This is a genomic window from Paenibacillus sp. YAF4_2, assembly GCF_052113225.1.
GTDB lineage: Bacteria > Bacillota > Bacilli > Paenibacillales > Paenibacillaceae > Pristimantibacillus.
The window spans coordinates 251,208-276,452 of the sequence record NZ_JBFRCT010000001.1; the positions used below are offsets into that span (position 1 = coordinate 251,208).

Here is a 25,245-nt window from a genome sequence, read left to right on the forward strand (position 1 = left end):
TATCCAGGTTTACTGCAAACGGAGCAATTCGAGAGCAATGACGATCGTAAGCCTAATCGAATGCGCAGTGTGTTGTTTAATCCAATTCAAGAACTAACTGGCCTCTGCAAGTTAACCGGGACTGAATTCTCTTTATTAACAAGAGTATGAATGATAAATGAGACAACGGAAATGGCTGCGGTCAGAACAGCCAGCCAAGCAACCGGAGTTAATCCGCCGCTGTCATAGAATCCACCCATCATATAAGGGCCGATCACCCGTCCTACAGAACCGATTCCCCCCGTTAAGCCTAGATAGAATGGCGCGTTTTTGCCGCTGTTCTCACTGAGGAATGCCGGCATAGCAGGTGCGATCAGCATCTCGCCCAAAGTCGTAAGAATCATCCCCAGCACCATTCCGGAAAAGCTGTGCATCGCTAGTATAACAACATAGCCGCTCATATAAAACACGGCACTTGCAGTCATTTGAGCTTTAATGGAGCTTGCTGCAATACGCTTGATCATATTCGTTACCGGCTGGGCGACGAAGATCAAAATCCCATTCAGCGTCCAGAGGTAGCCGAACATTTGCTTCGACATACCATGCTCGATTATAAAAGGTGAGACCCCCGTATTCCAGATACTGTTGCCTAAGTTGATCAACATGCCTCCGAGTGCCATGAACAAGTAAAGCCGGACATCTTTTACAAGCAGCCATAGATTTGTCCCGCTTGAAGCACGTTTCTTCAGCTTTATCGCTTCATAGTCGCCACTGCCTGTCCCAACACGCTGCAGGTAGAATAGGAAGAATAGCGCAAAGACACCAGAAGTCACACCATTCAAGATAAAGCTGAGCGAGTAGGAGACATCCGCAAGAAAGCCGCTGAGTGCAGTACCCACCGCAACACCAATATTGTTGGCGATATAGACGATATTAAACAACTCTCCACGCTGGTCGGCAAAGCGGAAGCCGATAAAAGCTTGAATAGCCGGCATCGAAAGGGAGTTAAACAGCCCGATTAAGCCCATCGTGACGATAAACACGGACCATGACTGGCTGAGTGCCGGCAATAAGAGCAGCCCAGCAGCGTTTAATGTCAACGCTCCAATAATGAGCTTTTTGACACCAACCCGGTGATAGAGTGCACCTCCGAGCAGTTGTCCGGCGATGCCGCCAATGGATTGTACGAGAATAACAAAACCAGCGTCAGACATGGTGCGCCCAAGCTGATCGAAGACGAACATGGTGACAAGCGGCCACATCAAGGCGCTGCCAATGGCATTAATAAGACTAGCTAAGAGGAAAACTTTAATCTCTTTAGGATAATTCGATAACATTCTCATGATATTATTGCTTGCTCCCGGATGTTCAACATGATGTAAGCCTCTATTATACCTTACCACTTAACGAAAAGACGAAGGGTAATTTTTGACGCTGCATTCGCTTAGCACTTTTGCCCATATTGATTGCGGTAATCCCGCGGCGAGAGGCGTACGTGGGTTTTAAAAACACGCTCGAATTGCGATAAACTCTCAAATCCTACATCTGCGGCAATCTCCGTCACACGTTCAGCCGTCTCTCGCAGTTGGAGCTGCGCTTCCTTCACACGGGTAATACCGATATATTCGGTTAATCCGAAGCCTGTATATTTCTTAAAGGTACGGCTCAGATAACTAGTGCTTAAATGAAACCTGCGGCTCAGCTCGTCCAGTGTCAAAGGCTCCCGGTAATGCTCAGCGATATAGCTTGCAATCTCCATGGCTTTGGCGGCAGCTGGCGAGGGAGGAGAAGATCCTTCGGTAGGTTCCAGTTTGCTGTTTATCATATGACGGGCTGCGAACAATAACGCTTCGGCTGCTGCATGACGAATCGGCAGTTCATGTCCGGGTGTTTGTTCCTGAACCTCTTGAAGAAGTCCATATAACAGCTGCTCAAAGCGCAGTCTTTCCTGATGGGTAAGGCGCAGTACTCTCCGCGAACCAAGGAAGGGAGACCGGAGTAGAGCAGCTTCTTCCTTCGAGTAGCTGTCGAAATAACGTTCATTGTAATAGAGCACAATCCGAGCATGATTAGGTACGCCGGTATCCGAGGTCTTATGCAGCTCATTGCTTGGGATCAGGACTAGATCACCAGCTTGAATCGGGTAAGTACGGTCTTTAATAAAATACTGCCGTTCACCACTAAACAAATAATAAAGCTCATATTGCCCGTGTATATGGTCGATGGACATCGTGAAATGCCCTTTGCGTTTGTTATATTCGAGGAAAAATAAATCCTCCGAGTTGCCATACGTTAGTTCGGTTCCTAGATTCATGACAGATGTACCTCCGAAAGACAAAATTTGCGGCATCGCTATAATTCTAGCATATATTGCGGAGATATTGAGCAAATATTGCTGTATCTTTTAGGTATAAAGCGATTACAAAATAAGGAGAGGTATATTCATGACTTCGAAAAAAACATATGTGCAGGTAGGAACAGGCGGAAGAGCGGAATTTTTCTATCAGGCGATAGCGACCAGATTCCGGGAAACTTCGGAGCTTCTGGCTTTTTGCGATATTAATCAGGTTCGTATGGATTATGCCAATAAACTATTGAAAGAAAAATACGACTATCCGGAAATACGCACTTATAAGAGTGATGAGTTCGAGCGTATGATCGAGGAAATCAAACCGGATTACGTGATTGTTACAACTGTCGACCGTACGCATCACCAATACATCATTCGTGCGCTTGAGCTTGGCTGTGATGTCATTACTGAGAAACCAATGACGGTTGACGAGGAGAAATGCCAGGAAATTCTTGATGCTGTTGAGCGGACAGGTCGCCAAGTGCGCGTAACCTTCAACTATCGTTATGCACCGCATCATACGAAAGCTCGTGAATTGATTGAAGATGGAACAATTGGCGATATTACATCGGTTCACTTCGAGTGGCTGCTAAACACCCAGCATGGCGCGGACTACTTCCGCAGATGGCATCGCGATAAACGCAACAGCGGTGGACTTCTGGTTCATAAATCGACGCATCATTTCGACCTCGTTAACTTCTGGATTGGCTCGGAGCCGGAGTCTGTATTTGCGATGGGGGATTTGCTCTTCTACGGACGTGAAAATGCGGAGAAACGTGGAGTAACGAAGTTCTATGAGCGTGCAACAGGTAATCCGAATGCCAAAGACGATCCATTTGCCCTTACGCTTGATGATAATGAGCATCTGAAGGCCATGTACCTGGATGCAGAGTCAGAAGACGGCTACCGTCGCGACCAAAGCGTGTTTGGCGATGGCATCTCGATTGAAGATACGATGAGTGTACTTGTACGCTACAAGAACAAAGCATTGTTGACGTATTCGCTTAATGCCTATCTGCCATGGGAAGGCTACCGTATTGCTTTTAATGGTACAAAAGGCCGTATCGAAATGAATGTCATTGAACAGTCATACGTTAACTCCGGAGGCGACAAAGCGCTTGAAGGCGCGGTACAAGGCGTTAACATCATTGTCTTCCCGATGTTTGACGAAGCTTACACGGCACAGTTTGAAGAGGCAGAAGGCGGTCATGGCGGCGGCGACCCGGTTCTCTTGAACGATATCTTCGGCGTGCCAGTTGAGGATCGTTTCAAACGTGCGGCTAATCATATCGACGGTGCACGCTCCATTCTGACAGGTATTGCAGCGAACAAGTCGATCCGCACTGGCCAAGCTGTAAAAGTTGATGAGCTTGTGAAATTTTATAAATAGGAGAGTGGCAGAATGAGAGCTTTTATGGATGATCAATTTCTATTGAATAGCGAGACAGCTTTCCACCTGTACGAACAGTTTGCCAAAGCAATGCCGATTATCGATTACCACTGCCATCTTGATCCTAAAGCGATCTATGAAAATGTACCCTTCCGTAATCTGACGGAGGTATGGCTGTACGGCGATCATTATAAATGGCGTGCGATGCGGGCAAACGGCATCTCCGAGGAATATGTGACTGGCGGCGAAGGAGTAAGCGATTACGATCGTTTCCTTGCCTATGCACGGACAGTTCCAATGGCAATTGGAAATCCGTTATATCACTGGTCTCATCTGGAGCTTAAGAGATTATTCGGGATCGAGGAGCTCATTAACGAGAAGAATGCCCCGGTCATTTGGGAAAAAGCAAATAAAGTGTTCGAAGGCAATGGAATGACGCCTCAAGACTTGATTCGTGTGTCTAATGTCCGTGTCGTGTGTACAACGGATGATCCTGCGGACTCGCTAGACTATCATATTAAGCTCATTGAGGAAGACCGTCATGGTTTCCAGGTTCGGCCTTCGTTCCGTCCGGACAAAGCGCTCGAGATTAACCGTGCGACTTTCCTGCCATGGATCAGCCGTCTGGAGGACGTAAGTGGTTATGAGGTTTCGGATTACAGCTTGCTGCTTAAAGCACTGAAGGAGAGAGTGGAATTCTTCCATCAGACGGGATGTCTGTTATCTGACCATGCCATCGATACGGTCATGTATGCAGATTCCACTGAGGAGCAGGCGGCAGCTATTTATGCCAAAGCGCTTCGTGGCGAAGCTGTAAGTCTGGAGGAAGAGGCACAGTACAAGACTTATACATTGGTGTACTTGTCTCGTCTGTATGCAGAGCACGGCTGGGCGATGCAGCTTCATATTCATGCTCACCGAAATAACAATACAGCTATGATGAAGCGTCTTGGTCCAGATACGGGCTATGATTCGATTCATACAGGTGTATTAGCAGGCCCGCTTGTTAGACTGCTGGACAGCATGGAAAGCAATGGCGGTCTGCCGCGTACCATCTTGTATTCGCTGAATGCATCGGATAATGATGTGCTGGGGACGATCATCGGCAGCTTCCAGGATGGCACGATTGCTGGCAAAATTCAGCTCGGTTCGGCTTGGTGGTTCAACGATACGATTGACGGCATGCTGGCACAGATGAAGTCACTCGCGAATATGGGGCTTATCAGCCGTTTTGTTGGTATGCTAACGGACTCTCGGAGCTTCTTGTCTTACCCACGCCATGAATACTTCCGCCGAATTCTTTGCAATTTGCTCGGAGATTGGGTGGAATCTGGTCAAGTGCCGGCAGATATGGAGCTGCTTGGACAAATCGTGGAAGGCGTATGTTACCGGAATGCGGAACAATATTTCCGTTTCGGCTCAGAATCGGGCAGCATTAAAGTTCAGGCGGAGGTTTCACGATGAGCCAGCTGCAAAATGGCATTCAACCGCTGAACTATGCAAGTCTAACGGCCGAAGAAGCAGCAGCCTATGATCGAATGAAGACTTATCCGGTGAAAGTCCTGCAAATCGGCGAAGGTAATTTCCTTCGGGGGTTTGTCGACTGGATGATTCATCGCTGTAATCAGCAAGGCTTATTCCTAGGCAGCGTCGCGGTGTCACAGCCGCGGCCCTCTGGCGCGGCTAAGCTCAAGGAACTTGACGAGCAAGATGGTCTCTATTATCAATGGATTAGAGGATTACACGAAGGGGAGCTTATCGATCGGCGGGAGCTTATTTCTGTTTTCTCTGCATGTATAGACCCTTATAAGGAATGGAATCAATTCTTGGCTATGGCAGAGAGCTCAGACCTAGAACTGATTGTATCAAATACAACGGAAGCGGGACTGGTCTACACGCCATCCGAATGGGCGCCAGATCAGCCAATATTATCTTATCCGGGCAAGCTGACGCTGCTGCTATTCCGCAGATTTGAGCATTTTGGCGGTGACCCAGGCAAGGGGCTCTTATTGCTGCCATGCGAGCTCGTTGAACGGAATGGAGATAAGCTTCGGGAGATCGTCCTGCAGCATGCTGCGGATTGGCAGCTTCCTGAGGCATTCGTGAATTGGATTCGAAATCATAATCGTTTCCTTAATTCGCTTGTCGACCGAATTGTGACGGGTCTTCCTGCTGAGGAAGCTGATGATCGTTATGCGGAATGGGGTGTCAAGGATCGGCTGCTTAATGCAGCAGAGCCTTACCATATCTGGGCGATTGAAGGCGAAGAGGAGCTGGATCAACGGCTGCCATTCGTACAGGCAGGATTAAATGTCGTATGGACCCATGATCTTAAGCCGTATCAGCAGCGTAAAGTCCGTATTCTGAATGGTGCACATACCTGGATGGCAGCATTTGGAGTGCTTCATGGATTAAGAGAAGTAAGAGAAGTCGTCGAGCATTCGGTATACGGCGAGCAGCTTCGCAGAGTTATTTTTGATGAAATTGTCCCATCAGTCCCTCTGCCGGAAGCAGAGATGAGAGTCTATGCAGGGCAAGTGATTGAGCGCTTCGCCAATCCTTATGTCCGGCATAAGCTGACGGATATTGCGATGAATAGTCTGTCCAAGTTTAAGGTTCGGCTGCTGCCGACGCTTATGGCATACCATGAACGGACAGGCGAACTGCCGCCGCTTATTATGAAATCCTTTGCTTCCCTTCTTCGGCTCTATCGTGTTCAGCAAACGGAAGATGGCGGGTATGCAGGCAGCAAGCTTAATGGTGAGAGTCAAGTCATCAGAGATGATGCAGCGGCACTTTCGGAACTCACAGCATTGTGGAGCAAAGTCGACAATAGCGAGCTGCAAGTGAAAGAGCTGATTGCTGACGTTCTTAGCCGAGCTTCGTGGTGGGGCAGCGATCTGACTGAGATACCGGGATTGCTGGATGTATTGACGGATGAGCTCGCACAGTTGGAGGAGAAAGCATGAGAAATTCAACCGTAACGAACGCAACGCTTCTTCATCCTCAGGATGATGTGGTCATCGCGCTGCGCGATATTGAGCCCGGTGAGATCGTCAGATGGCCTTCGTCAGATAGCAGCGAGCACGAGCAATCCGTTGCGGTCGCTGAGCCGATACCACGTGGTCATAAGATTATTATTCATCCAGTAGCTGCAGGTGAGCATGTTCATAAATTCGGCTATTCCATTGGAGTCGCCAAAGAGGATATTACGACCGGCCGCTGGGTTCATACCCATAATCTCCGTACTGGATTAGGTGAAGTGCTGGAATATGAGTATAAGCCTATGGTGGAGTCAAAGCCTTCTGCACCAGCCTTGTCTGTGAAACCAAAAACTTTCCAAGGGTATGTTCGTGAAGACGGCGAGGTTGGGATCCGGAATGAAATCTGGATCATCAACACAGTAGGATGTATCAATAAAACCTGTGAAACCATTGCCAAGCTGGCTAATCGCCAATTCGAGGGGAATGCGATCGACGGTGTACATCATTTCCCACATCCATATGGCTGCTCACAGCTGGGAGATGACTTAACGGCTACACAAAAGCTTCTTTCCGCACTGGTGCGGCATGGCAATGCGGCAGGTGTTCTGGTCATTGGATTAGGCTGTGAGAATAACCAGATCGATTCATTCAAGAAGGCGATAGGGGATTATAACCCGGATCGTGTGAAGTTTCTGAAATCCCAAGAGGTTGAAGATGAGCTGGAAGAGGGGGTTAAGCTGATTGGCGAGCTGGTGGAATATGCTGAACGCTTCAAACGGCAAGAGCTGCCACTTTCTAAGCTTCGTATCGGCTTAAAATGCGGCGGTTCTGACGGCTTCTCTGGGATTACGGCGAATCCTCTAGTTGGTCGGATTGCGGATGCTATTACGTCTGCAGGCGGCACGGCGCTGTTGACCGAAGTGCCTGAAATGTTCGGCGCGGAGACGATTCTGATGGATCGGGCAGCTGACGAGCAGGTATTTAACGGGATAGTTAACCTCGTTAATGATTTTAAGGCCTACTTCATTCGGCATGGGCAGGAGATCTACGAGAATCCGTCACCGGGTAATAAGGATGGAGGCATTACAACTCTCGAGGAGAAGTCGCTTGGCTGTACACAAAAGGGTGGACACGCAACGGTAACGAATGTTCTGCAGTACGGAGAGCCGTCCAGGAAGCCGGGATTAAATCTGATTCAGGCGCCGGGCAATGATCTTGTATCGGTAACGGCACTTTCCGCAGCTGGAGCGCATATCGTGTTGTTCACGACTGGACGTGGAACACCATTTGGCGGACCTGTGCCAACTGTCAAGATTGCTACGAATACACAGCTTGCCGAGCGTAAGAAGAATTGGATAGACTTCAATGCTGGTCAATTAATTGAAGGCAAGACAATGGATGAATTAAGGGATGATCTGCTTGGGCAAATCGTTGAGCTTGCCTCCGGAGATCGTAAGACGAATAATGAACGTAATGGATTCCGCGAAATAGCTATTTTTAAAGACGGCGTTATTTTATAGCATTAATTAAATAACCTAGGCTGCCCGCGATTAGCGGCATCCTAGGTTATTTCCTTTTGATGAGAGAGGGGTAGTCATGTATAATAATAGGAATGTTTATGACAATTGATAAAGAAGGAAGCCTTATAATGAGCCAACGTTATCGCATTACTAGATCACTTAAAGAATCGGGCAATGTGCTTGACCTTACTATAGAGGAATGCAAGGAGCTGTTTGCTGCCAAGCTGGATTTTGAATATAGTCCTGTCTTTACGGTGAAGGGTCCTGAGAGCACGATGTCCATAGATGGGGATTTCTTTATGTGGAGCCTTGGAGAAGTGAAGATCCCATTCCGGCTTTATGATGGAGACTTGTATGTGTCCGGTACTAACGAAGCAGTGATTCCGATGATGCTTGAGATCGCCAGCGAGCTGGAAGCTGATATTGTAGAAGGTTAAATAAAAAACAACTCCGAACGTCGGAGTTGTTTTTTTAGTTTATTTGGCTTGATCGCCTACATAACGATCACGTGCTGCTCCCATGCCAAAAATAAAGATAAGCAAGCTTGCCGCAATCAGCATCAGAATAGATACCGTCCAGTGATGCGTTGCGTCATGGATGACACCAAATAGTAAAGGGCCAATGGCTGCAAGCAGGTAACCAACGGATTGTGCCATACCGGATAGCTCTGCAGCGGTTTGTGCTGTGCGAGTTCGCAAGGTGAAGAATAACATTGCGAGACTGAAGGAACCTGCACCTGCAATGCCGATAAGAACGGACCATAAAGGTACTAGTGTATTTCCGTCGATAAAGAGTCCACCAATGCCTGCGAGATAGAGAAGAGTAGTGATAATAACAAGAACCCGTTGGTTTTTCATCCGGCTGGCAATGATCGGAATTAGAAAAGTAAAAGGCAGCATGGATAATTGAATAAGCGACAGCATCCAGCCGGCTGTGTCATCACTCATCCCACGGCTGTTTAATATTTCAGGAAGCCAAGCGACCAAATTATAGAAGATAAACGATTGAAGTCCCATAAAGAAAGTAACCTGCCAGGCTAAAGAGGAACGCCATGGTCTAGCTGCGACAGATTTGCTGTCGGAATGAGAAATAGCTGCTTTCATTTGAACCTGCCGGATTCGTGGAAGCCAGCATACAATAGCGATCGCTGTGAGTACCAGCCAGCAGGTTAAAGCACCTTGCCAGCCAAGTCCCGCATCACGGGCAAGCGGCACGCTGATCCCCGAAGCAAGTGCTCCGCATAAATTCATAGAAACAGAATATATGCCGGTCATCAGACCAACTTTTTTCGAATAATCACGTTTAACAAGACCAGGTATTAACACATTACATACCGCAATCGCTAAGCCAATCAGCATCGTCCCGCCAAATAACGCAAATGCACTTGAAAAGGAACGAATGACTGTACCTGCCGCCAGCAGCAGCAAGGCATACAGGATGGCACGCTCCATGCCATAACGTCTCGCAAGCTGCGGGGCGAAAGGGGACATGAAGGTAAAAGCCAGCAAAGGTACTGTAGTTAGAAGTCCGGCTACGGTATGGGTAATACCCGTGGACTCCCGGATGTAATTGACTAGTGGACCAACCGAAGTGATTGGTGCTCTGAGGTTGGCTGCAACAAAAATGATGCCTAATACGAGCAGAAACCCGGAAGTTTTTTTAACCTCTGGTCTGATCAGACTGTTTATTTGATTCATGAAGATGTCCTCCGGTTCCGGTCGTGTTGTCACTCGTAAGATGTTGTTGAGATTCTTGTATGAATAGATGAGCGATTTCAACCGCCATATCACTGTCTTGTTCTTGGATAGCCTTGAGAAGCTGTTCATGCGTGTCATAGTACTTTTTAAAATCAGCTTTTTCGAATAGCTCCACTACAATGTGCTGCAGGCTTTCGGAGATATAATCATATAGCTCAATAAGTAAGTCATTATGAGAAGCAGAGACAACGGCCTGATGGAACTCAATGTCCCATTGGGCATAGGTTTGGGGATCCTGCGTGTTAATCGCCAGCTTGCATTGCTCAAGACAATGGGTTATCTTCACCAGATCCTCTTCGTCCCTGCGTAAAGCGGCTAGCTTGACGGCTTCTTGCTCTAAGGCTTGCCTGACTTCAAGTGTCTCGAGCATTTTGGAACGCATAATTCTCTTCTTCAGAACAGGTCCAAGCGCACTTGAAGAGCACACGTATGTACCGTCGCCTTGTCTAGTTTTTAACAAACCAGCATGCGTAAGTGCACGAATGGATTCTCTTAATGTGTTACGACTTACCTGAAGCTGTTCCATTAGTTCAGGCTCAGGAGGGACACGTGAACCAACCGCCCAAACACCAGATGTGATCAAACCTTCGATCTGCTCAGCGACTTGCTCGACAAGCGTTAATCGTTTCGTTTGCTTTAACATGGTCATGCTCCTTCTTTAAACGTAGGATGTTTGGTTATTTTAACGCTAAAGAAAGAAAATTGCAAAGTTTAATTAAAAAAAGACCTTTCTCATGGTTCGAGAAAAGGTCTGTTGGTTTAAGGCTATCGGGTCAGCTTCTCCGGATTAGAGACCACATAAATAGCTCTAATTTTATTTGAGTGTTCATCAGGCTCGAAAACATAGGCTTTCACAATCTGATTGTTATGCATAAGAAGAAGGCCTTGCTGACCACTAATTGATGCCGGCTGCCAGGTTCCTTCGAATGCACCTTTTTTTGCAATGCCATCGAAAAAAGCGATTATTCGTTGTGGACCCATAATCGGATTAAGAGCAGACCGAACAATTCCTCCGCCGTCGGTTAACAGCACCGCATCGTCAGTAAGCAGGTGGATGAAGCCGTCTAAACGGCCTGTATGAGTCGCTTGCGAGAAGGATTGAATAAAGCGATTCATGGAGTCATCAAGAGATGTCTCATTTTCTATGACAGAAGAATGGCCAATCTTCGTTGAAGCACGGCTGAAAATTTTACGGCAGGCAGCTTCTGATTTATCCAGCATCGCCGCAATTTCGGCATAATCATATCCGAAGGACTCCCGCAAAACAAATACTGCACGCTCGGGCGGGGTGCAAGTCTGTAATAACACAAGCAGGGCATAGCCTAGCTGCTCATGTTGAATGACGCTTTCAAGCGGCATAGACTCCGTATCGAACTCAATAACCGGCTCGGGCAGCCATTGCCCGGGATAGCTTTCCCGCTGGCGGGGGGCAGATTTCATGAGATTCAATACGCGGTTCGTTACGAGTTTGACTAGATAAGCTTTTGGATGTTCGATGTCGATTCCGTCGAGCTTACTGACCGTGACGAACACATCCTGGACCGCATCCTCTGCTTCACTCATGGAACCAAGCATTCGATAGGCTATTGAGGTAAGCAGGGGCTTAAATTCCCGGTATAGTTGTTCCACTTCCAATGTCATTTCGTTCGACGTCAAGCACATCGACCTCCTAATATTAGCTAAATTGATCATATCGTAAAGAACAACAAGAAACCACTCTCCATAGAGTGGTTTCTTTGGGACAAGCTGTTGTTAAGCCTCGTAACAACCTGGGAACATGCCAGTAGCAATAGCGATTCGATTCCAGCTGTTGATGGCATTAACCGCCATGATCAAGCCGACATATTCCGCTTCTGTAAAGTGCTTACGAACCTCTTCATAAATCTCTTGTGGGACACCAGCGTTTGCTACAAGAGTGAGTGCTTCCGTAAGAGCAAGTACAGCGCGTTCCTTCTCAGTAAACAAAGGTGTTTCCCGCCAAACCACGATCAGATTAATACGCTGCTCCGATTCGCCAATTTTACGAGCGTCCGTAGTATGCATATCCAGACAGAAAGCACAGCCGTTAATTTGCGATGCACGAATTTTGATCAACTCGTACAGCGTTTTGTCCGGGTTCAATTGCATGGCTGTACCTTCCAGTTTCATCAAAGCTTGAAGAGCTGCAGGGTTAGCCTCGCGGTGATCTAAACGTAATTTCATATGAATTTCCTCCAATATAATCGTTTTGTGTTGTTCTCGTTATCTAAGACAATTGAGGATCCGGATTTGTGACAGGTGAGCAGAAAGTTTTTTGATTTTCTTTTGTAAGCGCGGAATTGAAGGGTTTACAAGGTTCAGGGCAATTTAGGAAAGTTGCCAAATAGGTTGGAAAAACCGTGCTGCAGCAGGCAAGAACGAGATTGGTGGACAGAGGCCAGCTAGAAAAGTCTGTAAAAAACGAGTTGACGTACGAGGAAATCCAAGATACACTGACACCAGTTATTTAGTAAATTAGTAAATAAGTAATCTAGTGAAAACGAGTTGAAGAGGTGAAATGGAAAAAGCAATCTATCCCTGTTGTTGGAGGAAATCTTCTGGCGACCTCATGTTTAGTTTTTAAAAAATCAAAAGATAAGAGGTATTTAACATGTTCACCAATCGTTATGTTCGAACGATAATTTTCTCCAGGGTGCTTCTGCATTTGGGAATATGGATTCGAAATTATGCCGTCCTTCTATATGTGACGGACCTTACAGATAATAATCCGGTCTATGTATCCCTGATCTCGGTAGCGGAATTTGCTCCGATCTTTCTGTTTGCGCTTATTGGCGGGACTTTAGCAGACAGATGGAAGCCAAAGCGGACCATGGTGGGGAGTGATCTGCTGTCCTCCTTATCCGTAGTCGCTGTTCTGATTGCTCTTCTATCCGGTGGATGGATGGCGCTGCTTATCGGATCATTTATTTCCGCCAGCTTGTCACAATTTTCTCAGCCATCAGCTATGAAGCTGTATAAACGGCATGTACCGGGTGAGCAGCTGCAGAGTGTGATGGCGATGTCTCAGACACTCGCCGCGATTTTTATGGTGCTTGGACCCGTCGTTGGTACAATTATTTTTCTCAAGCTTGGTATTCATGTCTCTCTGATCCTTACGGCTGTTCTATTCCTAGGTTCATCGTTTATCTTAGCAACACTTCCTCGAGACACAGACGAATCAACAACAAACGAAGACAGCAGCGTTGCCAAAGAATTAATTGCAGGACTGAACTACGTCTGGTCTAATCTGTCCTTACGAACACTCATCCTAACCTTTGCGGTTGTAGGGTTTGCATCGGGACTAACGCAGCCGCTTCAGATTTTTATCGTCGTAGAGCAATTGGGGCAGGAGAAATCTTTTCTTCAATGGCTGGTGATGACAAATGGTGCTGCTATGCTCATAGGAGGAGCTGTAATCATGGGGGCGGCTAAAAAGGTAAAACCGCAGCTGCTCTTTGTTTCGGGCTTGCTTGTCACTGCCGTCTGTACGATTGGAATTGGAGCTTCCACTGTCATTTGGCTGACGTTAGTCTTACTAATCATTAGCGGATTCGTTTATCCTGCCATTCAGGGCGGAATCCAGACGCTGATTGTCCGGAACACAGAGATGGCTTATATCGGGCGGGTATCTGGAGCGATTATGCCGGTCTTTATGGGGATGATGGTGATTGGGATGTTTTTGTCCGGTTATTTAAAGAATTCATTCTCACTTCTTACGGTGTATGTGATAAGTGGTGTATTAATCATTGCAGGTTCTTCCTTCATACTTCCTCTCATAAGAGAGACAAGAAAGCGATCAATTCTTTGACAGACCAATGAATATAATCCTCCTTCAGGTGCAAATTAAGGAAATATGTATACCGACAAGAGAGAGGACTATACCAATGACCTATCATAAGCAGCTGCCGCAGTTTCCCGAGTCCTATTGGACTGCTTCAGAGACGGAACGCCCGAAATATCCGAAGCTGGAGCAAAATAGTGAGACCGATATTGTTGTCGTAGGCGGCGGAATCTCCGGGATTACAACAGCGTATTTACTCATCCAGGAAGGCTTCCGCGTTGTCTTGTTGGAAGCTGGAGAAATTTTGAGCGGAACAACTGCCCATACGACAGCCAAAATAACCGCACAACATGACTTGATCTACGATGAACTTATTCAATCCGAAGGGAAAGAGAAAGCTTCTCTGTATTATCAAGCGGCGAAAGAGGCTATGAGCTTTATCGAGCAAACGATCGACAAGCACCAAATCGAATGCGGTTATACCATGCAGGATGCTTATGTATATACCCATAATGTGGATTTTATCGTGAAGGTTGAGAAGGAAGCGAAGGCTTATCAGGAATTAGGCATTCCAGGAGCATATCTTGACAAAATACCTTTGCAGCTTCCGATGTTTGGTGCTGTTAAAATGGAAAGCCAAGCGCAGTTCCACCCCTTGAACTATCTTCATAAGCTCGTTGATGAATTTATCAAGCAAGGTGGTCAGATCTATGAGCAAACTACGGCTGTCGATATAGAACAAGTCGATACACCAAAGGTCATGACAAGCGACGGGCACAGAATCGAATGCAAGTATGTCGTTTCATGCACCCATTTTCCTTTCTATGATGGGCAGGGGTTTTATTTTGCTCGCATGCATGCCGATCGTTCTTATGTACTTGGCTTGAAGGTGGAGGATGATTATCCCGGCGGTATGTATCTAAGTGCAGAGGATCCAAAGCGTTCCATTCGCTATACGGAGCTTGAGGATCAATCTAAGTTAATTATTCTAGGCGGCCAGAGTCATAAAGCAGGGCAGGGCATCTGCACAATTAATCATTACGATGAGCTGAGAAGATTTGCTGAAAATCAGTTTAAGCTACAGGAAATTGCCTACAGATGGTCCGCGCAGGATCTGACAACGGGAGATAAGCTTCCTTTTATCGGGCGAATAACTGCTTCAACCCCTAACGTCTATATCGCAACAGGTTTCAGAAAATGGGGGATGACGAACGGTACAGCAGCAGCTCTTCTTATTCGGGATTTGATCATGGAAAAGGATAATCCTTACGAATCGCTGTTCACTCCATCACGCTCCTTATCCTGGAAGACGGTAGGCAAGCTGATTACTGATAATGTCGATGTTGCCAAGCATCTGATTACCGGCAAGCTGGAGCATGTTAAGAAACGTCCGGAACTGCTCGAGAAGGATGAGGGAAGCGTTGTACAAATCCATGGGCGCCGGGCAGGTGGTTATCGCGACAAGGATGGTCAGCTATATCTTGTGGATACGACATGTACGCATATGGGCTGTGAAGTGGAATGGAACAATGGGGAACGTACATGGGATTGTCCATGTCATGGATCTCGCTTTGCGATCACAGGTGAAGTGCTCGAGGGTCCTGCAGAGAAGCCGTTGAAACGATTATAACCAGCATAAAAAACCAGCAATCCAGTTCCATGGATTTTGCTGGTTTTTTGCTTAATTTTCTGAGATAAAGGTTGTGCAAATTTGCTCCAGGATGATCTCTGGTGTATATCCGCGAACTTCTCGCTGAAATAAATAGGAGTCACTGCTTATCCCGCTTAGAAGCATATCGGCACGGAATACGCTGTTAGGCTGAGTTTGACCGGATACAGCAAGCATCTCATCAAAGAGCTGAACCAGCAATTCATGAAGCTCGTGGTAGAGGGGACCTTTTGTCCTTGAGTTCGGACGATTCATAGAAGAAGAATCTTCAACGCCTTTTAGCAGTTGAGCTTTCTTCTCCCGGAAGCGGATGAATAAGCCAAGAATACCTTTCAGTCTCGAGCTTGGTGAATCATCCCGTTGCTGCTCCAGATAGGCATCAATGTCCTCAAACAGGATCACCAGATTATCTTTCATCAAGTCTAGACATAGCTCGCTCTTATTTCGGTAACGACGATATAGGGTACCAGGTCCGATCTGTGCTAATGCCGCGATTTGATTCATACTGACTTGTTCGACACCATGCTGTTCAAACAATTGAAGAGCGGCATTCAAGATACGCTGACGATTCTCGGCAGCATCCCGGCGTTCCGCTTTTGGGGGAGTGATTTCTTCATCTTTCACGATCGTTTCACATCCTATCCTAGTGATTATTTTCCACCTTTGTTGACAAACGGAGAGGTCTCCGTTTAATATCAAGAGGTCAAGAGGAGAGTTCTCCGCTTAATACTATCATACGAACAAGGAGTGTGTACAACGCATGAACAACAATACCGCTTTATTAGTGATGGATTTACAAAATGGCTTCGTTTCGCGATTCGCGGAAAATGAGGAGGTTTTGCTCCCGTTCCAGAAAGCGATTGATGCTGCTCGGCAGAATCAAATCCCGGTAATCTATGTTCGGGTTGCATTTAGCGAAGGATACCCTGAAGTGAGTCCAAGAAATAAGTCTTTCTCTGCACTTGCTAAACATGGCGGAATGACTGTCACGGATCATGCCACGCAAATTCATGAATTAGTAAAACCACAGCAAGGCGAGCCTGTCGTCACGAAGTTCCGGATTAGCGCGTTTGCCGGTAGTAATCTGGAGGTTATTCTTCGGGGCAAACAAATCGAGAATCTTGTGATCTGCGGCATCTCAACAAGTGGTGTTGTTTTGTCTACAGTGCGTGAAGCAGCGGACAAAGATTATGTCATTACCGTACTATCCGATGCCTGCCTCGATGCAGATCCTGAGGTTCACCGCGTTCTTACGGAGAAAGTATTCCCTCGTCAGGCTGAAGTACAGACTGTTGATGCTTGGACTCAGACTCTGTCTTAATCAACAAGTGGGCTTTAGATAGAAGGAGGCCTGGCAGCAATGCCAATTTGGAAAAGAAACCTGTACGTCTGTTGGTTCGGCGTGTTTGTTGCAAGTATCGGTATGAGCCAGATTGCACCGGTGTTACCGCTGTACATTAACCATCTTGGTGTTTCTGATACCCATTTAGTTGAGCAGTATTCCGGTCTTGCGTTTGGTATTACTTTTATCCTTTCCGCTGTGTTTTCCCCAATATGGGGTATCGCTGCAGATAAATTTGGGCGGAAGCCTATGCTGCTAAGGGCAAGTCTTGGCATGGCAATCGTCATATTTAGTATGGGCTTTGCACAAAATGTGTATGAACTGATTGGCCTTCGCTTGCTGCAAGGGATCATTACCGGATATGCCTCAGCCTGTACAGCTCTAATTGCTACACAGACCGATAAAGCACATGCCGGCTGGGCGCTCGGAACTTTGTCTACGGCAGGTATTGCAGGTTCACTGCTGGGGCCGTCAATCGGCGGTTTTATTGAATTGCATTTCGGCATGCGGAATGTATTTTTTATTACCGGAGTGCTCTTAATGTTCGCCTTTATTACAACCCTTCTGTTCGTGAAAGAGAATTTCACCCGTGTAGATAAAAAGGCGCAGAGCATGAAGGAAGTATGGGGGAGTATCCCTGAGAAAAACCTAATCATCACGTTGTTCGTGACGTATTTTGCCTTGACGATGGCCATGTATTCCATTGAGCCGGTCCTAACGTTGTATGTAACAAGTTTAACGAGTAATACGGAGCATGTTGCTTTGCTGGCTGGGGTTATATTCTCCTCGTCCGGGCTCGCAAATATGATAGCTGCACCTAGACTTGGCAGGCTTTCTGACAAGATTGGTGCCCATAAAGTAATGCTAATCGCGTTAATCTTTGCAGGGCTGTTGTTTATTCCGCAGGCTTTAGTCCATCAGCCTTGGGAGCTTATGGTTCTCCGCTTTTTGCTTGGTCTGGCAGCTGGAGGACTTAATCCTTCGGTCAACATTCTTCTTAAGAAAATTACACCGGATGCACTGACAGGCAGAGTGTTCGGTTTTTCCATGTCGGCAGGATATCTTGGCGTATTCATCGGTTCAATTCTTGGCGGTCAAATTGCTGCATGGTTTGGTCTACGGGCTGTATTCTTCACAACTGGAACCATTCTGCTCCTCAATGCAGCTTGGGTTTATTTCAAAGCCTATAAACAACTGAATGTGATAGCGGTTGAAAGCCGTTAATTTTTTTGCAAAATGGGTTTACCTCAGGTAGGATTTTTGTTATTATAATCGCAATATGAAATGCAATGAAGAGACGAGTAAATAAACGAATTCTTTCCCAGAGAGCTCCGCCTGCTGAAAAGGAGCAAAGAATCATTTATTGAAGAAAGACTCTGAGCAGCACATCGGAACCGATAGGTAGGGGATGGTGTGACAGGAGCTCCTGTTACAGAGCTAGAGTATAAGCGTTACAGTTGTTATGCCGTACTCGAAGAGGCTGATATGGCGACATATCCGCGAATTTAGGGTGGTACCACGAGTATTCAAATCTCGTCCCTGAGACTATAGGAGTCTTGGGGGTGGGATTTTTTTATTGGACGGGGAATTCACCATAGTTGCAAAGGAAAATATACCGCATACATGTAAGGTATGGCATACAAAATCAGACTGAAGGGATTTGAATACACTTATGTCACAAAAACTCAAAGTTGGTATTGTTGGAGGAACAGGCATGGTTGGCCAGCGCTTTGTTCAATTGCTGGATCAGCATCCTTGGTTTGAAGTTACGGCTATCGCAGCGAGTGCAAGCTCGGCAGGCAAATCGTATTTGGAATCTGTCCAAAAAAGATGGAAGCTCGCTACGCCAATTCCTGAAGCCGTTAAAAATATTGTCGTACAAGACGCTTCTAAAGTAGAAGAAGTTGCCGCAGGAGTCGATTTCGTATTCTGCGCAGTAGATATGCCTAAGAAAGAGATTCAAGCACTGGAAGAAGCTTATGCGAAGACAGGCACGCCTGTTGTATCGAACAACTCGGCTCACCGCTGGACGGCGGATGTTCCTATGGTTATCCCTGAAATTAACCCAAGTCATCTTGAAGTGATAGAAGCGCAAAGAAAACGTCTGGGCACAACAACTGGCTTTATCGCCGTAAAACCAAACTGCTCGATTCAAAGCTATGTGCCGGCCCTTCATGCTTTGCGTGAATTCAACCCTACAACAGTAGTAGCGTCGACTTATCAAGCGATCTCTGGTGCGGGTAAAAACTTTACTGACTGGCCGGAAATGCTGGATAACGTAATCCCATACATTGGCGGCGAAGAAGAGAAAAGCGAACAAGAGCCGCTTCGGATTTGGGGCACCGTAGAAGACGGAGAGATCGTAAAAGCGAGCTCGCCAATCATCACAACACAATGTATCCGTGTTCCTGTAACGGATGGACATTTGGCTACTGTATTCGTAAAGTTTGAGAATAAACCTTCGAAAGAAGAAGTTCTTGCACGCTGGAAAGAGTTCCAAGGCCGTCCGCAAGAGCTGGGTCTGCCAAGTGCACCTAAACAATTCATTACGTACTTCGAAGAAGAGAACAGACCACAAACGAACCTGGATCGTGATATTGAAGGCGGAATGGGTGTATCAGTAGGACGTCTTCGTGAAGACTCCCTCTATGATTTCAAATTCGTAGGTTTGTCGCATAACACGCTTCGAGGCGCAGCAGGCGGCGCAGTATTGATCGCCGAGCTGTTGAAAGCTGAAGGCTATATCCAAGCGAAATAATGATAAGCTGCAGCAAGCTCCTACTAGCTTTTAAGGGGCTTGCTGTTTTTTTTAATTTCTGCCTATTATCGTTTGTGTATGAGGAGGAGAAGGTCCTATGAAGTGTGCAGTATTAGATGATTACCAGAACGCCGCCTTGTCAATGGCGGATTGGTCGACAGTTACTGACCAGATTAACTTAAAAGTGTTCACCCATCATTTTTACAATAAGGATGAGCTTGTTGCCGCGATCATAGATTGCGAGATTATCGTGATCATGCGGGAGAGGACACCATTCCAGAGAGAGTTACTGGAACGCTTGCCGAACTTAAAACTTCTGGTAACGACCGGTATGCGGAATAACTCTATTGACCTCGCAGCTGCAGCCGAATTAGGTGTAATAGTATGTGGTACACGCGGTGGGGGCGAGGGTACAACTGAACTGACTTGGGCGCTAATTCTTGGTCTTGCAAGGAAGCTTGTACTGGAAAATGAAGCGGTACGGAGCGGTGGATGGCAATCGACCATTGGGGTTGATCTGAAAGGCAAACGACTTGGATTACTTGGACTTGGTCATATCGGGACAAATGTTGCTCGGATTGGACAAGCCTTTGGCATGGAGGTTATGGCCTGGAGCCAGAATCTCACTGCTGAGAAAGCGGAGGCGGCAGGAGTTACGCTTGCGTCTTCCAAGGAAGAGCTGCTCGAGAACAGCGATTTTATATCCATTCATCTTGTATTAGGTGATCGTACGAGAGGTTTAATTGGTGCTCAGGAGCTCGAAAGAATGCGCCCAACTGCGTATCTGATCAATACCTCTCGTGGACCCATCGTTGACCGTGAAGCTCTGCTCGAAGCACTGCGAACCGGCAAGATAGCTGGTGCCGGCATTGATGTATTCGAACAAGAGCCGCTGCCTCAGGATGATCCGTTCCGGTCGCTGCCAAATGTGCTGGCTACCCCGCATATCGGCTATGTAACGGAAGCTGCGTATCGCGGATTTTATCAAGGAATTGTAGGAGATGTTGAGGCGTATTTGAATGGTTTACCGGTAAACGTATTAATATAGTTTCAAAAAGAGATAGACGATTGGTATAGCCGACATTCTATCTCTTCTTGGTCTTTATTTAACTAGCGGAGCTTGAATTAAGGTCGAAAATTTAAATTGATGAACATGACCATCATTGAAGGTCGTCATGCCTTTTACAAAATGAACATGCTTGCCTCTTCCGACAGGGATAGCTGGTCCTGTCGTAATTTTTTTCAATTTATGAAAATGATTAAAGAAATCTGTATTGGTCAAATCAATTTCATGGACATGACTGTTTCCTCGCGGAATCGCTTGACCTGTAACACCTGCGAAGCGGTGATTATGACGATCATCTCCTTCTTCAGCAAGCTGAGTGCTGCCCTGAAACTCATGGACATGCCTTTGTACCTTGTAACATGGTACCGCTTTCTTATTAATTGTCGCTCTTTTTCTAAGCATATTGGACGAACCTCCTAATAATAGAACTGGTATTATCGTATTAAGGCTAGGATTGATCCGTTCTAGGTTATTTCATTGATTTGTGTTGGATTAGAAGATTTACATCTACTTGTAAGCTCGCTATGTTTTGGCGGGTTTTTTTGTGTTGTTTCCTTATTTGAATAATTTATCACCTTTTGGAAGAAAATTAGAAAACCTTCTAAAAAGATATAGTAAGGAGACAACCATCATGGCAAATGATAAACCAAATCAGCCGCAGGATGAATCACGGCGAAGGTTCCTTAAGTATTCCGGTACAGCAATTGGCGGAGTCGTTTTAGGCGGAGTGATTGGCGGATTAGTTGGCGCTAACCTCAAGGATAAAGACAAGGAAGAGGCACCGGCTGCGCCGCAGACGGCAACGGATAACAAAGATTATAACCAGGCGCTGATGTTTTTCAATCAGAATCAATTCCTTACGGCAGAAGCTGCTGCTGAACGGCTGTTCCCGAAGGACGATCTAGGACCAGGTGCGAAGGAGCTTGGGGTTGCTTTCTTTATCGACCATCAGATGGCAAGCGCTTTTGGCACAAATTCAAGGGATTATATGCAACCTCCTTATTACAAAGCAGAAGCGACGCAGGGTTACCAGCTTGTATTTAAACGCAGAGAGCTCATCGCACTTGGTTTGGATGCTCTAGATCAGTACAGCACAACGAAATATCAGAAACCATTTGTGGAGATTACACCAGAAGAGCAGGATGCCGTCTTGACAGCTTTTGATAAAGACGATATTGGGATCAAGGACGTTCCAGCTTCGAACTTCTTCGCCATGTTTCTCAATTTGACGCTAGAGGGAGTTTACGCTGACCCACTGTATGGCGGCAATAAGAATATGGCCGGCTGGAAAATGAGGAATTTCCCTGGCAACCAAATGAGCTATACCGATTACATCGAAAAAGAAGAATTTGTAAAACTTGAGCCGATGAGCTTGCATGATCATCTTGAGCTCGGATAAAGGAGGAAAGCATAATGGCAACTAAACTTCCAAAGGTTCCCGTTGTAATCGTTGGCATGGGCTGGGTCGGCGGCATAATTGCATCTGAATTGTCAAAGGCCGGGATATCCGTTGTAGGAATTGAACGAGGCAAAAGCCGTGATACGCAGGACTATTATCATGTACATGACGAGCTTCGATATGCCGCACGTTATGAGCTGATGCAGGATTTGTCCAAGGAAACCGTAGCCTTCCGGAACACGATAAAAATGAGAGCATTGCCAATGCGTACATACGGGTCATTCCTGCTTGGAGATGGATTAGGTGGAGCAGGGGTTCATTGGAACGGTCAATATTATCGTTTCTTGCCTTATGATTTCGAGATCTACAGCAAGACAGTAGAGCGTTATGGCAAAAAGAAAATCCCGGAAAATATGACGATCCGTGACTGGGGTATCACGTACGAGCAGCTCGAGCCTTATTTTGTGAAATATGAACAAATGGCCGGCATTTCTGGAGAGAAGGAAATACCTTCTAATATCGGTGCGATGTCTACACCTTTCCCTACAGGACCAATGAAGAAATCACCAGGGATGAAGCTGTTTGAAAATGCAGCGAAAAAGCTAGGCTACCATCCTTACGTTATTCCGTCAGCTAACTTGTCTGAGGTATACAAAAATCCTGATGGTGTGGAAAGAGCACCTTGCCAATATTGCGGCTACTGCGAACGGTTCGGCTGTGAATACGGCGCGAAAGCAGATCCTGTTGTTACGGTGCTACCTGTTGCCAAAAATACAGGTAAGTTCGAGCTTCGTACCCATTCCAATGTGACCAAGATCATTCATGATGGCAAAAAAGCAACAGGCGTCACTTATGTCCACACACCAACAGGTGAAGAATATACGCAGCCTGCAGATGTTGTTATCCTTGCTGGTTACTTGTTTACGAACGTAAAACTGCTGTTGACCTCCAAACTAGGGGAGCCATACGATCCGCAAACGGAAAAGGGCTCTGTTGGACGTAACTATGCCTACCAGGTGAATGGTGCAAGTACAAGTGCCTTTTATGAGGACCGTGAGTTTAACCTCGCCATGGGTGCAGGGGCACTAGGCAGCAGCATTGATGATTTCAATGGCGATAACTTCGACCATAGCGATCTGAACTTCCTGCATGGCGCGAATATCCGATTTACCCAGACTGGCTTACGGCCAATTCAATATCAACCTGTTCCAGCCGACACACCGAAGTGGGGAGCTGAGTTCAAGAAGGCAACGATCCATAACGCAAACCGGGTGTTATCCGTTACCGGACAAGGTGCAAGTATGCCGAACCGTTATCATTATTTGGATCTCGATCCGGAATATAAGGATGCGTTTGGCATGCCGCTGATTCGGATGACATTTGATTTCGAAGATCAGGATCGTGAGCTCGTGAAGTTCATCGCTCAGAAGACAAAAGCGATTGCGGATGAGATGGGTGCGACCAAAACGGAGATTCATGATTCGATTAAGCAATACAATATCGTCCCTTATCAATCCACCCATAATACAGGCGGAACGATTATGGGAGCAGACCCTAAAACTTCTGTCGTCAACAACTATCTCCAGATGTGGGATGCTGAGAATGTGTTCATCTGCGGCGCTTCCAACTTCCCGCATAACAGTGGGTATAATCCAACCTCGACGGTTGGTGCACTGGCTTACCGGACGGCAGAAGGGGTTCAGAAATATTTGGATAAAGGCGGTTCACTCGTGTGAGCAAAACGATGGGCAAAGCGGCAGAGGCGATCGACAGCGATTTGATCAGTCATTTAACAGAGCTCCGCAAACGCCTTATCTTTGTGGCTGGCTGGTTTATTGCCTCCTTATGTGCAGGACTATATGTTGCGCCAAGGATACTTACCTTTGTAAAAGGACATTTGGGTTCGATTGAAGTGGAGTGGAGCGTATTCGCTTTGTCAGATGGCATCGCGGTCTATATGAAATGTGCGCTCCTTGTGGGGATCATCTTGACCTTACCGTTCTTGATGTACCACTTATGGGCATTTGCAAGACCCGGCATGACAGAAAATGAAGCAAAGAGCACCCTTTTATATGTACCCACTTCGTCGTTGCTATTCGTCTGCGGCGTGCTGTTCGGATACACGGTTGCCTTGCCGATGATGATTAAGTTTATGATCAAGCTGAATCAGTCGATGGGAGCCAATGAAGTGTATGGCATTCAGCATTATATGTCGTTTCTGATCAGCTTCTTGCTGCCTATGGGAATTGCATTTGAAATGCCGCTTGTTATGACCTTCCTGACGCGTATAGGTATGCTGACACCGGACAAGCTAAAGCAAGTTCGTAAATACGCGTATGTTGGGTTGGCGATTGTGGGAACACTTATTTCGCCTCCGGATTTTGTATCCCATTTGTCCGTTACTTTACCGCTCATTGTCTTGTTTGAGATCAGCGCTTTTATCTCGACGCGCTACTATAGGCGGAAGCTTGCGATGCAAACGATCTAATCCTGGAGGGAGGTGCCTGTTATGTTTAACAACGTTGGTATTTCAGGGCTGATTATTATATTGGCTATTGCGTTAATTGTCTTTGGACCGGCTAAGCTTCCTCAGCTTGGACGTGCTTTTGGCGATACGCTGCGTGAATTCAGAAACTCGACAAAAGGAATTGCCGATGACGAGCCTGAAGTCAAATCAAACATCATTGAGCTTGACCAGTCAAAAAATTAAAGGTTAAAGGAGAACAACATCATGAATATTCGTAAGCTGCTTATGATTGCCTCACTTGCTGTTACGGTCATGGGTACCGCTGCAGGCTGCGGCTCTAGCAAAGACAATAATACAAACAACAATACAGGTACAGATAATACAGCTGGTAATAACGCCGGCACAAACGCCGGTACTAATGCTGGTACTAACACTGGCGGTAATGCTGCTGGCGGTGGAGGCGAGAAATCGTTCACTGTCAAAGCGAAAAATTTTGAATTTGATCAACCGGAGATTCGTGTGAAGCAAGGGGATAAAGTGAAAATTACACTGAACAATGCGGAAGGCTTCCATGGCTTTGCCATTCCCGACTTCAATGTGGATATCAAAGAAAACAACGGAACAGCAGAATTTACGGCAGATAAAGCCGGTGAACATGAGTTCCAATGCTCTGTTGTATGTGGTGCCGGACATAGCAAGATGGTCGGCAAGCTCATTGTGGAGTAAACTTTAAATAGCGTAGAAGCCGCGAGTTTCGCGGCTTTT

24 protein-coding genes and 1 other annotated feature are annotated in these 25,245 nt (G+C 46.4%); of the genes, 16 read left to right on the forward strand and 8 right to left on the reverse strand.

Annotated elements, in window-relative coordinates:
- Positions 1-86: 86 nt before the first annotated feature.
- Both AB4Y93_RS01195 and AB4Y93_RS01200 read right to left on the reverse strand, forming a co-directional pair.
- The gene (locus tag AB4Y93_RS01195) at positions 87-1,322 is read right to left on the reverse strand and encodes an MFS transporter (RefSeq protein ID WP_441888198.1); all 1,236 of its coding nucleotides are present in this window, start codon (positions 1,320-1,322) and stop codon (positions 87-89) included.
- A gap of 101 nt (positions 1,323-1,423) precedes the next feature.
- On the reverse strand, positions 1,424-2,293 hold the full coding sequence (locus tag AB4Y93_RS01200) for a helix-turn-helix domain-containing protein (RefSeq protein ID WP_441888199.1): 870 nt from the start codon (positions 2,291-2,293) through the stop codon (positions 1,424-1,426).
- Between the two features lie 130 nt (positions 2,294-2,423).
- On the opposite strand from AB4Y93_RS01200, the gene AB4Y93_RS01205 reads away from it, so the two are divergent.
- From AB4Y93_RS01205 to AB4Y93_RS01225, 5 genes are all read left to right on the forward strand, one after another.
- Positions 2,424-3,719, forward strand: a complete 1,296-nt coding sequence (locus AB4Y93_RS01205; protein ID WP_441888200.1) for a Gfo/Idh/MocA family protein — start codon at positions 2,424-2,426, stop codon at positions 3,717-3,719.
- Positions 3,720-3,731: 12 nt separating this feature from the next.
- Positions 3,732-5,183 (forward strand): glucuronate isomerase, encoded by a 1,452-nt coding sequence (gene uxaC / locus AB4Y93_RS01210; protein ID WP_441888201.1) that lies wholly within the window; start codon positions 3,732-3,734, stop codon positions 5,181-5,183.
- Complete coding sequence (locus tag AB4Y93_RS01215) at positions 5,180-6,688, forward strand: tagaturonate reductase (RefSeq protein WP_441888202.1); 1,509 nt, start codon at positions 5,180-5,182, stop codon at positions 6,686-6,688. Before uxaC ends, AB4Y93_RS01215 begins: the two co-directional genes overlap by 4 nt.
- A complete protein-coding gene (locus AB4Y93_RS01220) occupies positions 6,685-8,223 on the forward strand; it encodes a UxaA family hydrolase (protein ID WP_441888203.1) in 1,539 nt (512 codons plus the stop codon). The genes AB4Y93_RS01215 and AB4Y93_RS01220 overlap by 4 nt, the downstream gene beginning before the upstream one ends.
- Positions 8,224-8,351: 128 nt before the next feature.
- Positions 8,352-8,660, forward strand: coding sequence for a hypothetical protein (locus AB4Y93_RS01225; RefSeq protein ID WP_441888204.1), 309 nt, complete (start codon positions 8,352-8,354; stop codon positions 8,658-8,660).
- Between the two features lie 39 nt (positions 8,661-8,699).
- On the opposite strand, the gene AB4Y93_RS01230 is transcribed toward AB4Y93_RS01225, so the two are convergent.
- The 4 genes from AB4Y93_RS01230 to AB4Y93_RS01245 all read right to left on the reverse strand — a co-directional run bounded on the left by AB4Y93_RS01230 (position 8,700) and on the right by AB4Y93_RS01245 (position 12,182).
- Positions 8,700-9,920 carry a CynX/NimT family MFS transporter gene (locus AB4Y93_RS01230; protein WP_441888205.1) on the reverse strand — a complete coding sequence of 407 codons (1,221 nt, stop codon included), beginning with the start codon at positions 9,918-9,920 and terminating at the stop codon, positions 8,700-8,702.
- Positions 9,883-10,623, reverse strand: coding sequence for a FadR/GntR family transcriptional regulator (locus tag AB4Y93_RS01235; RefSeq protein WP_441888206.1), 741 nt, complete (start codon positions 10,621-10,623; stop codon positions 9,883-9,885). Before AB4Y93_RS01235 ends, AB4Y93_RS01230 begins: the two co-directional genes overlap by 38 nt.
- 122 nt (positions 10,624-10,745) lie before the next feature.
- Positions 10,746-11,642, reverse strand: coding sequence for a sigma-70 family RNA polymerase sigma factor (locus tag AB4Y93_RS01240; protein WP_441888207.1), 897 nt, complete (start codon positions 11,640-11,642; stop codon positions 10,746-10,748).
- A 90-nt stretch (positions 11,643-11,732) separates the two neighbouring features.
- The gene (locus AB4Y93_RS01245; protein WP_441888208.1) at positions 11,733-12,182 is read right to left on the reverse strand and encodes a carboxymuconolactone decarboxylase family protein; all 450 of its coding nucleotides are present in this window, start codon (positions 12,180-12,182) and stop codon (positions 11,733-11,735) included.
- Positions 12,183-12,609: 427 nt separating this feature from the next.
- Here AB4Y93_RS01245 and AB4Y93_RS01250 point away from each other — a divergent pair, with 427 nt between their 5' ends.
- A complete protein-coding gene (locus AB4Y93_RS01250) occupies positions 12,610-13,806 on the forward strand; it encodes an MFS transporter (protein ID WP_441888209.1) in 1,197 nt (398 codons plus the stop codon).
- 76 nt (positions 13,807-13,882) lie between these two features.
- A complete protein-coding gene (locus AB4Y93_RS01255) occupies positions 13,883-15,409 on the forward strand; it encodes an FAD-dependent oxidoreductase (protein ID WP_441888210.1) in 1,527 nt (508 codons plus the stop codon).
- Positions 15,410-15,460: 51 nt separating this feature from the next.
- Here the strand turns inward: AB4Y93_RS01255 and AB4Y93_RS01260 are convergent, their stop codons facing one another.
- Positions 15,461-16,072, reverse strand: coding sequence for a TetR/AcrR family transcriptional regulator (locus tag AB4Y93_RS01260; RefSeq protein WP_441888211.1), 612 nt, complete (start codon positions 16,070-16,072; stop codon positions 15,461-15,463).
- 136 nt (positions 16,073-16,208) lie between these two features.
- Between AB4Y93_RS01260 and AB4Y93_RS01265 the strand changes: the two genes are divergently transcribed.
- From AB4Y93_RS01265 to AB4Y93_RS01280, 4 genes are all read left to right on the forward strand, one after another.
- Complete coding sequence (locus tag AB4Y93_RS01265; protein WP_441888212.1) at positions 16,209-16,769, forward strand: cysteine hydrolase family protein; 561 nt, start codon at positions 16,209-16,211, stop codon at positions 16,767-16,769.
- 39 nt (positions 16,770-16,808) lie between these two features.
- The gene (locus tag AB4Y93_RS01270) at positions 16,809-18,014 is read left to right on the forward strand and encodes a multidrug efflux MFS transporter (RefSeq protein WP_441888213.1); all 1,206 of its coding nucleotides are present in this window, start codon (positions 16,809-16,811) and stop codon (positions 18,012-18,014) included.
- A gap of 56 nt (positions 18,015-18,070) precedes the next feature.
- Positions 18,071-18,334, forward strand: a binding site (T-box leader).
- 128 nt (positions 18,335-18,462) lie between these two features.
- The gene (gene asd, locus AB4Y93_RS01275) at positions 18,463-19,548 is read left to right on the forward strand and encodes an aspartate-semialdehyde dehydrogenase (RefSeq protein ID WP_441888214.1); all 1,086 of its coding nucleotides are present in this window, start codon (positions 18,463-18,465) and stop codon (positions 19,546-19,548) included.
- Between the two features lie 97 nt (positions 19,549-19,645).
- Positions 19,646-20,596 (forward strand): D-2-hydroxyacid dehydrogenase family protein, encoded by a 951-nt coding sequence (locus tag AB4Y93_RS01280; protein ID WP_441888215.1) that lies wholly within the window; start codon positions 19,646-19,648, stop codon positions 20,594-20,596.
- Positions 20,597-20,650: 54 nt separating this feature from the next.
- Here the strand turns inward: AB4Y93_RS01280 and AB4Y93_RS01285 are convergent, their stop codons facing one another.
- Entirely contained in the window at positions 20,651-21,016 is a 366-nt protein-coding gene (locus tag AB4Y93_RS01285) for a YmaF family protein (protein WP_441888216.1), read from the reverse strand.
- Positions 21,017-21,245: 229 nt separating this feature from the next.
- Between AB4Y93_RS01285 and AB4Y93_RS01290 the strand changes: the two genes are divergently transcribed.
- The 5 genes from AB4Y93_RS01290 to AB4Y93_RS01310 are packed head-to-tail and all read left to right on the forward strand — an operon-like array spanning position 21,246 to position 25,206.
- A complete protein-coding gene (locus tag AB4Y93_RS01290) occupies positions 21,246-22,013 on the forward strand; it encodes a gluconate 2-dehydrogenase subunit 3 family protein (RefSeq protein ID WP_441888217.1) in 768 nt (255 codons plus the stop codon).
- Positions 22,014-22,027: 14 nt separating this feature from the next.
- A complete protein-coding gene (locus AB4Y93_RS01295; protein ID WP_441888218.1) occupies positions 22,028-23,749 on the forward strand; it encodes a GMC family oxidoreductase in 1,722 nt (573 codons plus the stop codon).
- Complete coding sequence (gene tatC, locus AB4Y93_RS01300) at positions 23,746-24,501, forward strand: twin-arginine translocase subunit TatC (protein ID WP_441888219.1); 756 nt, start codon at positions 23,746-23,748, stop codon at positions 24,499-24,501. The genes AB4Y93_RS01295 and tatC overlap by 4 nt, the downstream gene beginning before the upstream one ends.
- A gap of 21 nt (positions 24,502-24,522) precedes the next feature.
- The gene (gene tatA / locus AB4Y93_RS01305) at positions 24,523-24,723 is read left to right on the forward strand and encodes a twin-arginine translocase TatA/TatE family subunit (protein ID WP_167274951.1); all 201 of its coding nucleotides are present in this window, start codon (positions 24,523-24,525) and stop codon (positions 24,721-24,723) included.
- 21 nt (positions 24,724-24,744) lie between these two features.
- Positions 24,745-25,206 carry a cupredoxin domain-containing protein gene (locus AB4Y93_RS01310; protein ID WP_441888220.1) on the forward strand — a complete coding sequence of 154 codons (462 nt, stop codon included), beginning with the start codon at positions 24,745-24,747 and terminating at the stop codon, positions 25,204-25,206.
- Positions 25,207-25,245 lie beyond the last annotated feature (39 nt).

What these genes read in the sequence shown, in the direction of transcription:
- asd (WP_441888214.1), top strand. Translation starts at nt 18,463, where the DNA reads ATGTCACAAAAACTCAAAGTTGGTATTGTTGGAGGAACAGGCATGGTT.
- AB4Y93_RS01280 (WP_441888215.1), top strand. Translation starts at nt 19,646, where the DNA reads ATGAAGTGTGCAGTATTAGATGATTACCAGAACGCCGCCTTGTCAATG.
- AB4Y93_RS01295 (WP_441888218.1), top strand. Translation starts at nt 22,028, where the DNA reads ATGGCAACTAAACTTCCAAAGGTTCCCGTTGTAATCGTTGGCATGGGC.
- AB4Y93_RS01230 (WP_441888205.1), bottom strand. Translation starts at nt 9,920, where the DNA reads ATGAATCAAATAAACAGTCTGATCAGACCAGAGGTTAAAAAAACTTCC.
- AB4Y93_RS01290 (WP_441888217.1), top strand. Translation starts at nt 21,246, where the DNA reads ATGGCAAATGATAAACCAAATCAGCCGCAGGATGAATCACGGCGAAGG.
- AB4Y93_RS01225 (WP_441888204.1), top strand. Translation starts at nt 8,352, where the DNA reads ATGAGCCAACGTTATCGCATTACTAGATCACTTAAAGAATCGGGCAAT.
- tatA (WP_167274951.1), top strand. Translation starts at nt 24,523, where the DNA reads ATGTTTAACAACGTTGGTATTTCAGGGCTGATTATTATATTGGCTATT.
- AB4Y93_RS01245 (WP_441888208.1), bottom strand. Translation starts at nt 12,182, where the DNA reads ATGAAATTACGTTTAGATCACCGCGAGGCTAACCCTGCAGCTCTTCAA.
- AB4Y93_RS01250 (WP_441888209.1), top strand. Translation starts at nt 12,610, where the DNA reads ATGTTCACCAATCGTTATGTTCGAACGATAATTTTCTCCAGGGTGCTT.
- AB4Y93_RS01220 (WP_441888203.1), top strand. Translation starts at nt 6,685, where the DNA reads ATGAGAAATTCAACCGTAACGAACGCAACGCTTCTTCATCCTCAGGAT.
- uxaC (WP_441888201.1), top strand. Translation starts at nt 3,732, where the DNA reads ATGAGAGCTTTTATGGATGATCAATTTCTATTGAATAGCGAGACAGCT.
- AB4Y93_RS01215 (WP_441888202.1), top strand. Translation starts at nt 5,180, where the DNA reads ATGAGCCAGCTGCAAAATGGCATTCAACCGCTGAACTATGCAAGTCTA.
- AB4Y93_RS01285 (WP_441888216.1), bottom strand. Translation starts at nt 21,016, where the DNA reads ATGCTTAGAAAAAGAGCGACAATTAATAAGAAAGCGGTACCATGTTAC.
- AB4Y93_RS01195 (WP_441888198.1), bottom strand. Translation starts at nt 1,322, where the DNA reads ATGAGAATGTTATCGAATTATCCTAAAGAGATTAAAGTTTTCCTCTTA.
- AB4Y93_RS01235 (WP_441888206.1), bottom strand. Translation starts at nt 10,623, where the DNA reads ATGTTAAAGCAAACGAAACGATTAACGCTTGTCGAGCAAGTCGCTGAG.
- AB4Y93_RS01240 (WP_441888207.1), bottom strand. Translation starts at nt 11,642, where the DNA reads ATGTGCTTGACGTCGAACGAAATGACATTGGAAGTGGAACAACTATAC.
- AB4Y93_RS01255 (WP_441888210.1), top strand. Translation starts at nt 13,883, where the DNA reads ATGACCTATCATAAGCAGCTGCCGCAGTTTCCCGAGTCCTATTGGACT.
- AB4Y93_RS01265 (WP_441888212.1), top strand. Translation starts at nt 16,209, where the DNA reads ATGAACAACAATACCGCTTTATTAGTGATGGATTTACAAAATGGCTTC.
- AB4Y93_RS01270 (WP_441888213.1), top strand. Translation starts at nt 16,809, where the DNA reads ATGCCAATTTGGAAAAGAAACCTGTACGTCTGTTGGTTCGGCGTGTTT.
- AB4Y93_RS01205 (WP_441888200.1), top strand. Translation starts at nt 2,424, where the DNA reads ATGACTTCGAAAAAAACATATGTGCAGGTAGGAACAGGCGGAAGAGCG.
- AB4Y93_RS01310 (WP_441888220.1), top strand. Translation starts at nt 24,745, where the DNA reads ATGAATATTCGTAAGCTGCTTATGATTGCCTCACTTGCTGTTACGGTC.
- AB4Y93_RS01200 (WP_441888199.1), bottom strand. Translation starts at nt 2,293, where the DNA reads ATGAATCTAGGAACCGAACTAACGTATGGCAACTCGGAGGATTTATTT.